This window comes from Oligoflexus tunisiensis, from assembly GCF_001748245.1.
Classification (GTDB): Bacteria; Bdellovibrionota_B; Oligoflexia; order Oligoflexales; family Oligoflexaceae; genus Oligoflexus; species Oligoflexus tunisiensis.
Map to the genome: position 1 here is coordinate 1737658 of NZ_BDFO01000001.1, position 15200 is coordinate 1752857.

At 55.1% G+C, this 15200-nt stretch carries 14 protein-coding genes; 8 read left to right on the forward strand and 6 right to left on the reverse strand.

Annotated features, from left to right (window positions below):
- Positions 1-5: 5 nt before the first annotated feature.
- Both bcp and OLTU_RS07550 read left to right on the forward strand, forming a co-directional pair.
- Positions 6-482 carry a thioredoxin-dependent thiol peroxidase gene (bcp, locus tag OLTU_RS07545; RefSeq protein ID WP_141732144.1) on the forward strand — a complete coding sequence of 159 codons (477 nt, stop codon included), beginning with the start codon at positions 6-8 and terminating at the stop codon, positions 480-482.
- Positions 483-641: 159 nt separating this feature from the next.
- On the forward strand, positions 642-1598 hold the full coding sequence (locus OLTU_RS07550; RefSeq protein WP_141732145.1) for an Lcl C-terminal domain-containing protein: 957 nt from the start codon (positions 642-644) through the stop codon (positions 1596-1598).
- A 37-nt stretch (positions 1599-1635) separates the two neighbouring features.
- Here the strand turns inward: OLTU_RS07550 and OLTU_RS07555 are convergent, their stop codons facing one another.
- The 4 genes from OLTU_RS07555 to OLTU_RS07570 all read right to left on the reverse strand — a co-directional run bounded on the left by OLTU_RS07555 (position 1636) and on the right by OLTU_RS07570 (position 5198).
- On the reverse strand, positions 1636-2094 hold the full coding sequence (locus OLTU_RS07555; protein ID WP_141732146.1) for a hypothetical protein: 459 nt from the start codon (positions 2092-2094) through the stop codon (positions 1636-1638).
- A gap of 84 nt (positions 2095-2178) precedes the next feature.
- Entirely contained in the window at positions 2179-2631 is a 453-nt protein-coding gene (locus OLTU_RS07560) for a YbaN family protein (RefSeq protein WP_141732147.1), read from the reverse strand.
- Positions 2632-2642: 11 nt separating this feature from the next.
- Positions 2643-4580, reverse strand: coding sequence for an alpha/beta hydrolase family protein (locus OLTU_RS07565; protein WP_218109896.1), 1938 nt, complete (start codon positions 4578-4580; stop codon positions 2643-2645).
- Between the two features lie 144 nt (positions 4581-4724).
- Entirely contained in the window at positions 4725-5198 is a 474-nt protein-coding gene (locus OLTU_RS07570; RefSeq protein WP_218109897.1) for a hypothetical protein, read from the reverse strand.
- A gap of 319 nt (positions 5199-5517) precedes the next feature.
- Between OLTU_RS07570 and OLTU_RS07575 the strand changes: the two genes are divergently transcribed.
- The 4 genes from OLTU_RS07575 to OLTU_RS07590 all read left to right on the forward strand — a co-directional run bounded on the left by OLTU_RS07575 (position 5518) and on the right by OLTU_RS07590 (position 10682).
- Positions 5518-6336 carry a TIGR02147 family protein gene (locus tag OLTU_RS07575; RefSeq protein WP_141732150.1) on the forward strand — a complete coding sequence of 273 codons (819 nt, stop codon included), beginning with the start codon at positions 5518-5520 and terminating at the stop codon, positions 6334-6336.
- Positions 6333-8015 (forward strand): Kelch repeat-containing protein, encoded by a 1683-nt coding sequence (locus OLTU_RS07580; protein ID WP_141732151.1) that lies wholly within the window; start codon positions 6333-6335, stop codon positions 8013-8015. Before OLTU_RS07575 ends, OLTU_RS07580 begins: the two co-directional genes overlap by 4 nt.
- 148 nt (positions 8016-8163) lie before the next feature.
- Positions 8164-9705 (forward strand): response regulator, encoded by a 1542-nt coding sequence (locus OLTU_RS07585; RefSeq protein ID WP_141732152.1) that lies wholly within the window; start codon positions 8164-8166, stop codon positions 9703-9705.
- 20 nt (positions 9706-9725) lie between these two features.
- Complete coding sequence (locus OLTU_RS07590) at positions 9726-10682, forward strand: alpha/beta fold hydrolase (RefSeq protein ID WP_141732153.1); 957 nt, start codon at positions 9726-9728, stop codon at positions 10680-10682.
- Positions 10683-10694: 12 nt separating this feature from the next.
- Here the strand turns inward: OLTU_RS07590 and OLTU_RS07595 are convergent, their stop codons facing one another.
- Both OLTU_RS07595 and OLTU_RS07600 read right to left on the reverse strand, forming a co-directional pair.
- Entirely contained in the window at positions 10695-11102 is a 408-nt protein-coding gene (locus OLTU_RS07595; RefSeq protein WP_141732154.1) for a hypothetical protein, read from the reverse strand.
- Between the two features lie 192 nt (positions 11103-11294).
- Positions 11295-12002, reverse strand: coding sequence for an energy transducer TonB (locus tag OLTU_RS07600; protein WP_176736416.1), 708 nt, complete (start codon positions 12000-12002; stop codon positions 11295-11297).
- A 118-nt stretch (positions 12003-12120) separates the two neighbouring features.
- On the opposite strand from OLTU_RS07600, the gene OLTU_RS07605 reads away from it, so the two are divergent.
- Positions 12121-14355, forward strand: coding sequence for a TonB-dependent receptor plug domain-containing protein (locus tag OLTU_RS07605; RefSeq protein WP_218109898.1), 2235 nt, complete (start codon positions 12121-12123; stop codon positions 14353-14355).
- On the forward strand, positions 14355-15143 hold the full coding sequence (locus OLTU_RS07610; RefSeq protein WP_141732157.1) for a hypothetical protein: 789 nt from the start codon (positions 14355-14357) through the stop codon (positions 15141-15143). Before OLTU_RS07605 ends, OLTU_RS07610 begins: the two co-directional genes overlap by 1 nt.
- The last annotated feature ends 57 nt before the right edge of the window (positions 15144-15200 follow it).

A 15200-nucleotide genomic window follows, 5' to 3' on the forward strand; every position in this document is an offset into this window, starting at 1 on the left:
GTTTGATGAGCAGTTTCCTGGAAGTCGGAGCCAAAGCCCCTGCCTTTTCGCTTTTGAATCAGGATGGGGAAACGATCAGCCTGAAGGATTTCAAAGGCGAAAAGATTGTGGTGCTGTACTTTTATCCCAAAGCCATGACCCCGGGTTGCACGACTCAGGCCTGCGGGATTCGGGATAGCAAGCGCAAATATACCAGCAAAGGGATAGTGGTTCTAGGCGTGAGCCCGGATACACCGGACAAGCTGGACAAATTTCGCGTCAAGGAAAAGCTCAATTTCGATCTGCTCTCCGATCCTGATCATGCCCTGGCCGACGCCTATGGCGCCTGGGGCAAGAAAAAGAACTACGGGAAGGAATACATGGGCGTGATCCGCTCCACCTTTATCATTGGCAAGGACGGGAAGATCCTGCACGTGATGCCGAAGGTGAATACCAAGACGCATCATGAGGATGTGTTGGAGTGGATCCAGGAAAATGCCTGAACCCGGCCCGCGTCCCCACGCGGGCTTCCGGTCCAAAAAATCGGCTCAGAGGGCTCAAAACTCCTAATAATTATCAAGGCATGGACGCATCAATCCGCTTTCCTTGTCTGGTTTCCAAAATGCGCCGATCAGATAGTAACGCAATAAAGGAAATCAAGCATGGGTCCCTTCAGGCTAAAACCGCTTGTCTGTTTTCCATTGGCCGTCGGCCTTCTGATCGCTGGCTGTGATTCCAGAGACCTGGCGCGGCTCGATACCTCGTCTCGTGGCCAGGACGCAGCCCGAAGTTCACAAGAAATTGAAACGAAAGAGATTACTGCCGAGGCTTATGAAAATGAAGGGGTGGTGCCACCGGAGAACATTGCAGGCGCTTATCTTGTTCAGTGTGATACCTTTGATTCTGCCCTGACGACAGTTTCTGTCACACGCATTCTCTGCTCGCTGCAGGATAAGGCAGGCAGGAAAGCGACAGGGATTTCCATCGCCTGGTCCATGGAACCCAACCCGGGACCTGAAAATCTATTGGGGCAGGAACTCCTGCCAGCCACAAGCAGCTGGCACGTTGAGTTTCTTGTGCGAGCCGATTATTTTCAGCAGAATGCTGTCGAAGTGGTGGCCGCTGTCGACACACAGGCTGAAACCATTCGTCTCGGCAAGGATAAGTTCAAATCCGGCGCGGGAGCGTCCTTATTCCTGATCGATCGAACCACGGAACTGAATCATCAAGCGGTGGCAGCCGCGACCCTGGGGAGTTTTGACCCCTGGAGTAAAATCTATCAGGATCCCGTCACACTCCTCTTTGTCAGCAATCCCCTGCATGGTGATATACCCTTCATCAATGCGGAAAATCTATGTGCTCAGCTCGATGGCTTGAGCCCATGGCAGGGCCCATGGCGCCTCCCGAGCCGGCAGGAGCTCACCCGCCTGCATCGCCTGCGAGCCGATCTTGTGACAGGTTTTAACGACTGGTTTTGGTCGGGGGAAACTGTGCCTGAAGATTCAACTCAGGCTTTTTATGAAATACTCAGTGATGGGCAAATTTCGACGACAGTAAAAACCAACGGTGCGATGGCCGCCTTTTGCGTGGCCGATCAGCTTCAGGCACCCGGCGGCTGAGAGGCTCGCCGGGACCCGCGAAATCGGGAACACAGAATCACATATCTTTTATGCAGTTGCTTTTCGCGGTCGCGATAACCTTTTTCGGTCCTTTGCAGAGAGCCTGTTCCCTGCCAATGGCAGCAGCCTTGGCACAGGCGCTCTCGGGCTTCGTCTCAAGATCCTTTTGAACTTTCATTTTCAGGGCGGGCTTGGGGGTGTTGACGAGAGCCGTGGCTTTTTTGATTTCGGACTGGCATTTGACCACATAGTTAAACGAGTGCTTCTTTTTGCACTCGTCCTGCGCTTTCTTTGCCGCATCAATCTGAGCCTTGCCCTCCGCCTGCGCCTGGACCTCACAGGCTTTGGTTTCAGCATCGTAAGCCTTGCATTTGGTTTCAAGCGCTTCGGCGTCCGTACAACTCAATTTTTGCAGTCCATTTGCGTAAAGGCCGCTGGGGGATAATACGGATAGGCAGAGAAACCCAAGAACACGTAAGAGTCTGGGAAAGACCATGGTTTATCCTTTCAGTCAGTGCATGGTCCTTATTGTATCCTTGTCCCCATCCATTTCTCAATGCCAGCTTTTGGAAGGCCGTGGCTAAGGCTCGGGTGTACGGTTCCGTACCGCATCCGGATCCGGGCGGGTCGCGATAAAGGCGGCCACCAGGAGGCCAATCACGGCCAACAGGATCTTCACACCCATGATCGGAATAATGAACACGATCGTCGGCGTCATGCTTATAACGAGCACGGTGATGGCCAGAATCTTGACCTTGCGCCGGATGCCACCGGTGGTTTTCCAGTCCCGCAGGGACGGTCCAAACCACTGATGATTCATCAGCCAATTGTAGAAGCGGGGTGAACTCCGGGCAAAGCAGACCGCCGCCAGAAGAACGAAAGGCATGGTGGGCATGATGGGAATGAAGACGCCGATGAAGCCGAGCACCAGGAATAACATGGCGAGGCTGACCATCGCGTAACGCCCGGAGCGCGATTGGATCAGCCGCACCTCATGACTGTAGTCGACATCATCACGCTTCTTCTGGTCCAAGCAGGATTTCCTTAAATCGATTGATAGGGCTGCTCGCGCTGGCTGTATTGCAGGGCAATGGAGCGGGAACCGCTTTCCATGAGACTCTTCACAAAAAAGTCGGTGACGCGGCGCGCATAATCGTAGCGTGTGGTTTCATGCTTCCAGCCGTGACCTTCATGCTCGTAGACTTTCAACTGCACGGCCGTGCCTTGCTTTTCCAAAAGGTTCTGCAGCTGCTGCATCTGTTCCAGTGGCACCAACTTATCCTGCGCGCCGTGAAACAAGGCCAGAGGTGTACGGATGCGACCCGCCCGCAGGATCGGGGAACGGGCCAGCATTTCATCGCGCGTGCAGTCGCCCAAAGCCCAATGGAATTCCGCTCTCTTGAGCGGGGCGCAGCGCTGGAGGATATCGGGCAGATCCAGATAAGGATAGACGGCCACCGCCGCCCGTATCAGGCGGGGAAACCGAATCAGGATATTGAGAACGGTAAGACCACCCGCCGCGCCACCCCAGATGCCGACGCGGGTTGGATCAATGAAACCTTGATCAGCGAGAGATTTGACAGCCGACGCCACGTCCTCGGCATCCGAAAGGCCCCAGCGTCCCGCCAGCGCTCTTTGATAGCTTGAGCCGTAACCCCAGCTGCCCCGATAGTTGACATAAAGAAACGCAAAACCGAGTTGCGTGAAAAACTTCGCTTTAGCCGGCCAGCCCGCGCTGACCTGATCCACCGGCCCGCCGTGAACCGCAATGATAAGCGGCAAGGGCCCACTGACATCCTTGGGCTGATAGAGCAGACCGTGAACCGTTTGTCCGTCGAGACTGGGCCATTGCACGCGCAAAGGTGATTGCGATTGCGTGCGATAAGGCTGCTTGAGGCGCACACGATTGGCTTCGTACCAGGTGTCGACATCATATTGCCAGGAACGCAGTCCCGGCAGGCTCTGGCTCGAGGCGCTGATCACGGATAGATGCCGACCATCCGGTGAGAATCGCGGTTGATCCAGCCAGCTGTCGCGGGTGCGCGGGGCCTTCCACTTTTGTGGGTAATCATCGGCTGCATAATGATAGTGAACGAAGTGCGAGCCACCTTTTTCCGTCGCAATCCCAAGAACGAGCGGTCGATGGGGATGCAGGGCAAACTGCGGTTGCTCGGCGCCTCGGGGAGGCTTGGCGTGTTCGGCCTGAGCATGACTGAGCTGCTGCCAGTGCTGACGCGCAATTTCGTAGGACCAGAACTGATACCATTCGCCGGTTCGCAGCAGCGCAATGACAAAGCGTCCGCAGGGACTAAATGCGGCTTCCGAACAACTCATCGGAACGTCACCCACCTGCGGCGGTTTGAGGGCACGCCCGGGACGCGGCACGGGACGCAGGTCCTGCATATCGTATTCAGCGAGATAAAGGGTGGCGGACTCCCAGGGCACATCATGCAAAGGCCAGGAAATATAAAGCATCAGAGCTTTGTCGGGGTGCCAGCGGACATTGCGCAAAAAGCCAGGCACGCGCAGAACACTGCGAACCTCGCGATCCTGGCGTAGTCGGGAAAAGATTTCCAGTTCCTCTTCATGCCCATGCTCGCTGATCCAGGAAAGCCAGCGCTCGCGCGGGTCGATCTGCAGTCCGAGCGAGGGAGGGATCCGGGCCAGAACGGTCTTGCGGTCGTAGCCAGTCTGCCAGAGCACGAGTTCCTGCGCGCGCACCGGTCGAAAGCGGGTCCCGTCCTTGTTCCACGAATAGAGTGTCAACGCCTGTGGGGCCAGTCCATAGATGCCGCTTTTGGCCGCAACAAACGAACCACCTCCCTGATCAAGTTCGGCGTGAAAGTCGATCGGTATTCGGGGATCTTCCGTCAAAGATGACGAGCCGTCCATATAGCGGACGCCTTGGTCGCGTGCGGTCAAAAAAGCTAATTGCTGCTCTGGCGTCCAGAGGTATTCGCGCACGAAACTTTTTTCCGTCATGCTGAGTAAGGTATCCGCTGTAATTCGCATGGTGCTCTCTTCAGCAATAAAGTCTCGCGCTGAAGATGCTAGCAGTGCGGGATCCAAAACACAAGGAATACAGAAGTTTTATGCAGGATGGTTCTGGATCACGGTTGCGGAAATTTAGCGAAGGCCTCCGGCTTCACCTTGCGAACGCAAAGTCAGTTGATTGGCGAGCAGCGTCAAGAGAATGTCCCGTGCATTTGTCTCATCCACATGGAAAGTGGATTGCAGTCGATCGATGCAGGTTTCAAAAAGCTGCCGGCGGCGCACACCCGGAATCGATTCATCCCTTCGATCCACGAAAACCACGACGAGTGTGGTTTCGCAAGGCGGCTTGCAGTTGCGGTGCAGATAAAAGTCGTTGCCCAGAATCGGGTAGCTGACCGTACCGCGCGCGATTTCTTCCGTCCCGTAAAAGAAATCTTCGAACGCTTGATAGACAAAGCCACACTTCGAACAGGTTTTGGGGAAAGGTGTTTTGAGGCGGCTTTTCAGGAAACCAAGTGACTTCGAGAGGGTCAAGGATATTTGAACGATTTCATCAATTTCGCGGCGCAGCATGTCCTGGGCTGCATCATGAATTGAGGGTTTCATCGCGTCAGCCAAGCTAGGTAAACTACTCATGACAAGAACCTCTTCAGCCGGAATTCTTTTCCTCACGAAAACCCCTTCGGCAATTTTTTGCGTTTGGATTTTATCGCTGCATTCCTCGATGTTTGCTGACCCGTTGGGCCGGAAAGTGGTCCCGCGACAGTCGATTTCCACGCACCCTGTCACTTCATGACAGAAGGTAAGAGTTCGCGTCATTTAGGCTAACTCAGCTGTTATGTGAGTTGACAGAACACTTTGTTCCCTGGGGCTGGACAGAAGTGTTCTGTGTGCGTTATGAAAATAATGAGGGAGTCATCATCATATGGAAGCAAGAGCCACTGACTATCGTCTGATACTGCAGAAAGAACTGACAAATCGCTGCGATCAGAATCCGCGATATTCCCTGCGTGCTTTCGCTCGTGATCTCAAACTTTCTCCGTCACGTTTGAGCGAGATTCTGAATCGCAAGCAGGGCCTGTCCCGCGGCGCCGCGCAAAAAATAGCAGGTGTTCTGGGATTCGATGAAAGGGAAACTCAGTACTTTTGTGACCTGGTTTCCATAAAACATGCCAGAAGTGTCAAGGAACGTGAAGAGGCGAAGCTGCGATTGCTCAAAGTGGACTTTGAAAAAGAGCGGGATAGTCGGTTTCAGTTGCAACTCGATGCCTTTAAGATTATTTCTGACTGGTATCACCTCGGAATACTGGAACTCATGAAGTGCAAGGACTTCCGGCACGATACCAAGTGGATCGCCAGACGACTTGGGATTCCTTTGATCCAGATCGAATTGGCCGTTGATCGCCTCATGCGCGTGGGGCTTTTGAAGAAGGAAGGCGACCAGTACGTTGCCATTCAGGAGGACGGTTGGGTGCCGGGAGGGGTTCCTTCAGGCAGCATCCGCAAGTTTCACCGCCAGGTTCTGGAAAAAGCCATTCAGGCCATGGCCGTGCAGCCCGTCCAGGAACGCTTGTTTTCGACTCATTTTCTGACTGTGGATCGCGCTGATCTTCCCGCGGCCTTCGAGGCCATACAGGATTTTCAACGACGCTTCTGCGCTCAGTTTCAAGGCGAACAGCCTAGGGAATTGCTCTATTGCATATCCATGCAACTCTTTAAAATTGTGGAGGAGGGAACGGTATGAAAAGGCTTCGAATAGCCGCGCTGCTGATCGGCCTCAGTCCGGCTTACGCGCAGGCTCAGCTGAAAAACCTGAAATCACTGCCGAATCTCGACAAGGATATTCCTGTCACCGTCGGCATTCAACCTGACCTGCCCCTGGTCACGCCCGGCGGAAAACTTGGCCACTGGGGTGTAGGCAATGGCGGCGACTGGCTGCGCATCAGCTTCGCGCGTGCTCGTGAATATGCGGCGCATGTGGTGCTGCGCATCAATCCGCATTCGCTGTCCCGAATTCAGTCGGCCAACATCCGTGACTGGATTATGAAGAATCAAAAGTTTTTGGCCGCGGATATTCTACAGACCGAACACGTCTGGGTGAACGAAGAAAAACCCAGCTGCGCCTTCACCGTTCCTCCCGGAAGCGGCCAGGTTCCGACCTCGAATCCCATTCAGTTCTCCTATCCAACCTGTCGTTCGCATCCCAGCGCACCGGTGAACTTCATGCAGGCGGCCCAGCTGCTCATTCATGAAGCGACTCACCATTTCAATGCGGATGAAACCACAGCGGATCTGATCGCCATCGGCATTATCGATGCCTGGCAGAGCGGACTCATGGATTCCCTTCCTTTGGGACTCACGAATGCACCGGGCAGCATGCAGCAACATGCAGCCGTCTGGACCGGTGATCGCATGATCGTGGTCGGCGGCTTCCGCGATGAAATTCCGGATTATCTGAACACCGCTTACTCCTATGATCCCGCCAGCCGCCAGTGGACGAATTTGAATCCTCCGGATTGGTTTACCCCGCGCGGCCAACCCAATGCGATCTGGACCGGATCCGAAGTGTTGATCTGGGGTGGGTTTGATCGTTCGGGTGACACCACAACCTGGTCGTTCAATGGAGCACTCTACAATCCCAGCACCAAAGTCTGGACTCAGGTGAATCACCCTGATTTCTGGAAACCGGCTCAGGCACTGGTCACAACCTATCCTCTGCAAACCGTGGTGTGGACAGGCGACAAGGCCATCGTTTGGGGCGGCTATGATACGACAGGTCAGTCACTCGGAGCCATTTTCGATCCGACGACTCGTACCTGGTCACGGATGGCCGTTACCGCGCAGGCGCCGCGAACCCTCGAAGGTCATTCCGCGGTTTGGACCGGCGATTCCATGATCGTCTGGGGCGGTTATTCCGGCAATAATGTGGTGACCGATTACGGTGCCATTTACAATCTGGCCACCGATAGCTGGAAGCCGATTGCAGGCAAAGGTCAGGGCGCACCCACGGCGCGCGCGGGTCATCAGGCGGTTTGGACTGGCAACGCCATGGTTGTGATCAGCGGCGGCGGAGTTGGCACCAGCACGGATCTGACATCAACGGGCGGACTTTACTATCCGGCCACGAACACCTGGACCAACTATCGCAGTGAGCTCATGACGGAACGCTATGGCCATCGCGTGGTGTGGAACGGAGAAGAGGTGCTGCTCATCGGTGGACAGTCCAGGCGTCTCGCCACGTACTTTGGCGAAGTCTATGCTTTCAATCCGATTACCCTGCGCTGGCGCATCCTGCCCGGTTCGGTCACACCGCCTCCGCGTTCCTTCTCGTCCATCGTCTGGACCGGAAGCAGCGCATTGGTCTGGGGTGGTTACGCCGGAAATAGCAAGACCCAGCGCTCCGGGGCCCAGTATTTCCCATAAGTTTTAATTATATCAATAAGTTATAACGCGCAGCCCGTCCCTCCGGGCTGCGTTTTTTTTGGAATTCTTGAAATCCTTAAGTTTTTTCCAGGCCAGCCGATGCCCATCCCGGAGTATTCGCGCATCACGCGCGGAGGGCGAGGGCAAAATGATTGTAGATAAGGCAAGTGAAGAGCTTTTGGTGGCCGCTGTCATGGATACCCGTCCATGCATGATTCCACAGGACACCAAGGTCGCGGATGCCCTCACGCAGTTGACAGAAAAGCGAATCGAAAGCTGTGTCGTCGTCGAGAAAAACGGCAGTGTCCGTGGCAGCCTTGATTTTCGTGATCTGGCCCTGGCCCAGATGAATGGAAAGAAAAGCAGAACTTTAGCTGATCTTTGCAGTCAAACGCCTTTGCTGGTGGATGCTCGTGCCCAACTTCTGCCGGTGCTCGAAGATATGAAAAAGCGCGGGCTGCGGCTCGCGGCCGTGGTCGATGGGAACAAGGCGATCGGCGTTCTGCATGTGAACACGATCGGGATGCGCCTGCCGGAAATCCTCGGACAGAAGCAAAGGGAAATTCAGGAGCTGCGGGCCGATCGTGATGCCAAGGACGAATATCTTGGTCTGGTTTCCCACGACATGCGCGCGCCCCTGAGCGTCATTTCGCTTTCCACCGACTATCTTCTGACCGCGGAAAGCGGCAAAGCCCTGAGCCCGGATCAAAAGTCCTTTATCGAGCGTATCAAACGCAACGGGGAACAGGCTGCGTCGATGATCCACGATATCCTGGATGTGGTCCGCCTGGAGCATGGCTTCAGTCTCGACTATCGGATGACACGCTTTGCGGACCTTGTGCAGGACAGCATCCAGAACCTGCAGGTCGTGGCGGCCAAAAAGAATATCACCTTTCAGGTCAGCTTCGATCACGATATTCAAGTCAACCTGGATCCCCAGCGCATGCGGCAGGTGATTGAAAACGTCCTGATCAATGCCATTAAATTTTCCCCGCCCGGTGGACAGGTCTTTGTCAAGTCGTGGCTGACTCAGAAAGCCGGTTCGGATCACCTCGCCTTTCAGGTTCGGGATCAGGGGCAGGGCATTCGCAAGGAAGACGAGGCCAAGGTCTTTGAAGCCTTTGTGCAGACCGGCCGCTCCATCTACGGCAAGGACGGTGTGGGTCTTGGACTGGCCATCGTTCGCAAGTTTGTGGAATTTCATCAGGGCAGCATCGAATTGGACGGCGGCTGGCAAAAGGGCGCGAGCCTGACCATCTTTATGCCCAATGCTTCGCTGGTCACGACGCCGGCGTCGCAAGCCACCCCGCAAGGGCCTGTGGTCCTTCTGGTTGAGGACGACGAATCCATCCGTGAATTCTATAAGCAGTCCCTTGAGGAATACAAATTCCATGTGATCCAGGCTTGTGATGGTGTGGAGGCCTTTGCCCTGTTTCAGCAGCACGCGGTGGATCTGGTGCTCTCTGATATCCGCATGCCCAATGTTGATGGTCTCGAACTTCTGGCCCGGATTCGTACCTCCGGCAGCCAGGTTCCTGTGATCCTGTGCAGCGGTTATTACATCGGTCTCGAGAACGATCTCACGAGGAGCGATCATAAACCCAATCGTATCATCGATAAGCCTTTCAAAGTGAAGGATATGGTGGAAGCGATTGAAGACCAATTACGACGCTATAAACAGGCCTCGTAAGTCCATAGGGAGATGCCACGATGAAATTCGCCCTGAGCCTGCGCGATGAACTTCTGCGGAACATTCCCGATCGCTGGAAGGAAAATTTTGGCGAGGAATTCTACACGCAGTATGTGAAGCTGCACCTGAAGCTTATGAAGGGCCGGGTGGAATGCAGTGGGGCGGAACATAAGATCGAATATATGGTGACCGATCAGGGTCACAACGAGAAACTGATCTTCCTGCCAGGCTTCGCGGATGCCAAGGAAAACTTCTACAACGCTGCCCAGTTCCTGGCGAAGGACTGTGACGTGCTGGTTCCGGATCTGCCCGGTTTTGGCCGCAGTTTCAAGCACAAGAGTGAAACTTACAAACTCAGCAACTACAGCAAGTGGATGCATAACTTTATCGAGCAAACCGGCTGGGATCAATTCCATCTGGTGGGCAACTCCCTCGGCGGCGCCATCGCTGCGGAACTGGCCCTCAGCATGCCCGAGCGCATCAAATCCCTAAGTCTCGTGGACTGTGCGGCCATCGTCCTTCAGGATCAGCCCTCGATCTATCAGGAGTTCCTGAATGGTCGCAATGTTTTTGCGATCGCCACTCACCTGCAGTTCGAATACTTCCTGAATCGGGTCTGTCACACGCCGCCGATGATTCCGCCCTTTGTCAAGGAACACATTTTTCGTGATTTTCACCAGCACGCGACCTGGTACAAGAAAATCATGAGCGATCTCCTGGAAGGGATTCAAACCCTGAACGATCCGAACGTCGAGAAAATGGCTCTCAATCACCGGCTCAGGGATATCAAACTTCCCACCATGATCGTGTGGGGTGATGAGGATACCTTTTTCCCGCCCGCCACAGCGGATTTTGTCCGCAGTCAGATTCCAGGGTCTGTCCTTTACCTGCTCGCCGATCGCGGGCATGCCCCTCATATTGAGGCGCCTTACCAGTTTGCTCAGCTCATTCGGAAGTTTATGCGACGTCATCTCTAAATGCGGCGTGCTTTACATGTACCACTGATCACGAACAGGCGGCGTATCCTGCGTATCCCAGGTCAATGGGGAAGCTCTGGGGCGCGTGCGGAAGCGCGGCAGCTGCCGGCCTGCATCGGTCGTCAGCCGCGTGTGGCTGCCGCGATGCAGGAGTTTCGGTTTGAAACTGCCGCGAACCGGACCGCCTTTCGGTGTGATACGCGGATGATCCCGCACGAAGCCGAGTTCCTGGGCCAACCTTTTCATACGTAAGGAATAGATCCCCCAGAAGGCCACGACTCCGACCGGCAGTCCCAAGGTCAAACTCATCGTGGGAATGTCGCCCTCCGACCGCCACGCGGCCAGCAGCGCAACCCCCAGCATTCCTCCAGCCAACGACAAGGCAGATTTGGTAAAATCCCGATGATCAAACGTAAGCATAGTGGTCCCTCCTCTATGCAGGCTCCTGGTCCGATTCTTCGGACTCTGATCAAAAAAAATGAATCTCGCGACTGATCTCAGCTTCTTCCAGCTTTTTCTTTTTCTTTGATAACGGGCGTGAGAAAGCCCTGCGGGCGCTGGCGGCTGAATTCCAGCCTCAGGCCCTCGATAGGACTTGCAAATTCGTGGGGCTTATTCCAGGTCCAAACGGATTTTAAGTTCGGTCCAGCCGGCGAGGGGTTGGCCGAGAGGGTTTTTGCGCGGCGAAAAGCGGGAGTTGCGGGCCGCATGGAGCACGCGTTCATCCATGCCGTAGCCAATTTTCTTGCGAAGCTCCGCCTCGACCACCTTGCCTTGGGCATCGACATAGACATCGATGATGAAGGATCCTTCCAGATTGTTTTCCTCGGCTTCGGCTGTATATTCCGGACGAATGAAACTGCCGGCGATGAGTGTGGCGTCGGCACTGAGATCGCGATCGAGTTTGCGAATCTCTTCGGGCGAAAGACGCTTGCCTTCATCAGGAAGCATGGTGGTGTTGCCGGCCGGAGCACTGAAGGAACCCTTGCCACCTTCCGCAAAGGAATCCTTGCTGAGCCCCATCACCGGCTGCGGCGGTGGTGTGTTGTCGACAGGTTTCTTCGCCGGCGTGGCCTTCGGCTGTGGCGGCGTTTTGGGTTTGGGTTTTGGCGCTTCCTTGGGTTTGGGCTCAGGTTCGGGAGGTGGAGCTTCCACGGTTTTGGGTTTTTCCACAACATTCACTGCAACCTTGCTGTAGGTCTTCGCCCGCTCCGCTCGCGGGACGAATTGCACCACTGAAAAAAAGATGATGTGCAGCAGCAAGGATGCGCCCCAAATGGCGAGAATACGCGTAAAGCCTGCCTGTTGTAAGAGTTCCATGCACGATCCTATCGCTGGGAATCCCGGTGTTGACTTGACCGGAGCAGTCGCGTCCCTATAATACCTCATGTGCTCTGAATCCGAGTATAACGGAAAGCAATGAGGCGTCCTCATGTCGATGATCAGCTTAAAAAAAATACAGAGATTGACACTCCTGTGCTGCTGTGCAGCGGCATCCCAGGCGTTGTCCCAGCCCGAGGTGCCTCCACCGCCGGCTGCAGCCCCGGCGACGAAAGTCCTGCTTAAAGTGATGGCCAAGGGTTCCGGGCGCATCCTGAAACGTGCCGAAGTTCGCATTGGCCATGAAATCCTGTCCACAGGGCCGGACGGGACGCTGGAGCTGGTGGTTCCTGAACGCGACGGTTCCATCCAGGTCCTGCGGCAAGGCTACGAAGCTGTCTTCGTCGATTTCAAGGAGCTCCGTGGCAAGTCCGATTACAATGTTTATTTGCCGCCCGGCAAACCGGATGATAGTGAAGTCGTCATTACCGGACAGCGGCGTCCGGAAACCTCACGGAAAACCGTCACCGTCCAGGAGACGAGCCGGATTGCTCCCGGTGGTGACCCCGCGCAGATCACGCAGCTTCTGCCTGGTGTCCAGAGCAACCCCGGCCGCACAGAAGTCGTCATTCGCGGCTCGGGTCCGAACGACAGCCGCTATTTTGTCGATGATATCATGGTGCCGAGCATCTTCCATCAGGTCGCCAACCTCAGTGTGGTCCCGGCACAGCAGCTGACGGATGTGGACTTTAATTCCGGTGGTTTCGGGGCTCAGTATGGGGATGCCACGGGCGGGATTATCGTTCTGCGTTCCTCCGATAAAGTGCCGGAAGTGCCGCGCACGGATTTTGTCGTCAACGTTCCCTTTTATCTCGGCATCTATCACGAGCGTCCGCTGGACGAAAAAAGTGCCATCGCTGTTTCCGTCCGCAAAAGCACGCTGGAATATATCCTGCCGTCGGTCATTCCCGATGACAGCGATGTGACCGTGGTTCCGCTTTTTGGCGATGCGTATGCCCGCTATCTGACCAAAAATGAGACGACCAGCTATAAACTGACGATGATTGCCAGCGAGGATGGCCTGACCCTGTCGGCGCCTTTTGATGGCAGTTCCGACGAAGATGGCAAGGTGGATCTCAGCCTCAAGAATCGCTTTGCTGTGATCGGCCTGGAACGCGATCATAATCTAGGGGAAGGCTGGCGTTACCGGATGACGCCGCAGTATTCGTACTCCCGCTTTCAAGTCGGCTTTGGTGATGACAAGATTTTTATCACCAGCAATGTCCTGCAGATGCCGACGGAATTTACCAAAAGGCTCGACAAGGGACGCAATCTTTATCTCGGTATCCTGCCGCAGTACAATGTCGGCAAGTTCGATATCATGGCTCCCGCCTTTGCCGGTGATGATCCCTATTACGATCCCGAGGACGCGCCCCGTATCGCTACCTCCGCCGACTTTTCGTTTTCGAACTTCGCCGCCTGGAGCAGCATCGATCTGCAGGCTGGATCCTTGATCTATACGCCTGGTGTGCGACTTTTCAAAGCCGGTTTTGTGGACGAGGTCGGTGTGGACCCACGTCTCGCCCTGCGTTACCCGCTGGATGAGAGCAATACCTTGAAGGCCGCCACGGGACTTTACTCCATTGCTCCCGAACCGCAGGAAACCAACGAGGCTTTCGGTGATCCCGATATCGGCTATGAAAAATCCAATCACTATGTGCTGGGTCTTGAAACGCGTTGGACGGATCGGTGGGTGTCGGAGTTTCAAGCGTTCTACAAGAAGACCTACCGTCTGGTGGTTTCCGGTGGGCCCGAAAATTATCAGGATACCGGCAGCCGCCGCACCTATGGTTTCGAAACTTTCATTCGCAGGAATTTGACTGAACAGTTCTTTGGCTGGCTTGCCTACACCTGGTCGGTGTCCGAAGAGAAAAAAGCGGATCAGGATGAGTGGTTTACCAGCGCCTACGATCAGACTCATATTTTGAATCTGGCCGGCTCCTATAAGATCAATGCTTACTGGGATCTTGGAACCAGGGTGAAGTACAATACCCAAAGCCCTTACACGCCGGTGACAGGGGCGGTGTATAACGGCAACCTCGACAAGTATCAGCCGCTCTATGACGAGTCGAATCCCAACAGCGCCCGGGCTCCCGCTTCGCATTCGATTGCGCTCTTTGCGACCTACGACTCGCTTTACGATACGTTCAAGCTGAAGTATCAGTTCGGTGTGGATTACCTGGCGGTCGGACGTCGGGTGGATAGCGTGCAGTACAACTACGACTATTCCGAAAAAGACGAGGTATCGGCCCTGCCTCCCATTCCATATATCCAGATCAGTGGAGAATTCTAATGCGAATCGCTTCTCTTATAGGACTCCTGACTCTGCTGCTGGCCTGTTCAGGTGAAGACAAGAGGCCGGAAACCGCGGATAAATTGAAACCGATTCTGGTGCTGGTGAATCCGCCCGCAGGAGCGAGCACACCAACGGCGCCCTTGGATGCCAGCGGCTGGGAGGCACCCGTTGCGGGTGGGACCGTGACCCTGCAATTTCACTTTATCGGACCCGCGGATATGGAAACGCTGACATTGACACCAGGTGAGGTGGAGCTACAGCCTCCGACTTTGCCGATTACGAACTGGACGGTGGCGGCAGCGGCGCCTCATGATTATCCCGGTCTGCGTCATGTCACGATTGATGCGACGGCCAGCCTGCCCACAGCTCAGGAGCTGAGCACACCGTTATCCACATTTGATAAAGAGGGCTTTGTGCGCCTCCGTTATACGCTGGTTGTAAGTGATGGCTCACGGGAGTTGCCGGTGGTCGGGGATTTTATTGTTTATCGTGATAACACCGTGCCGGGTGCGAGTGAGAATCTCTTTGGCTCAACCCTGGACCTGCCGCTTCCGAATGAGCCGGTCACGGACAAGGTTGTGAAGATCGCCAGCACGCTGCAAAACCCTCAGGACGAGCCGGTGAAAATTGGCTGGTATGTCAGCGAAGGTGAAATCAAAAACCGGCGCGCGGCCAATACGGAGTGGGAACTGCCTGGATCCGGGGACTATACCCTGATTTTCACTGTACGCGGCAAGGAGTCGCGCAATGGGGATATTCAGATCCGATCGGTCTCCATGCCTTGATGGCGTGATTGGGTATCCCCCTTGCCAAGCGTCAGAAGTTCAAATAATAAAGCCCTG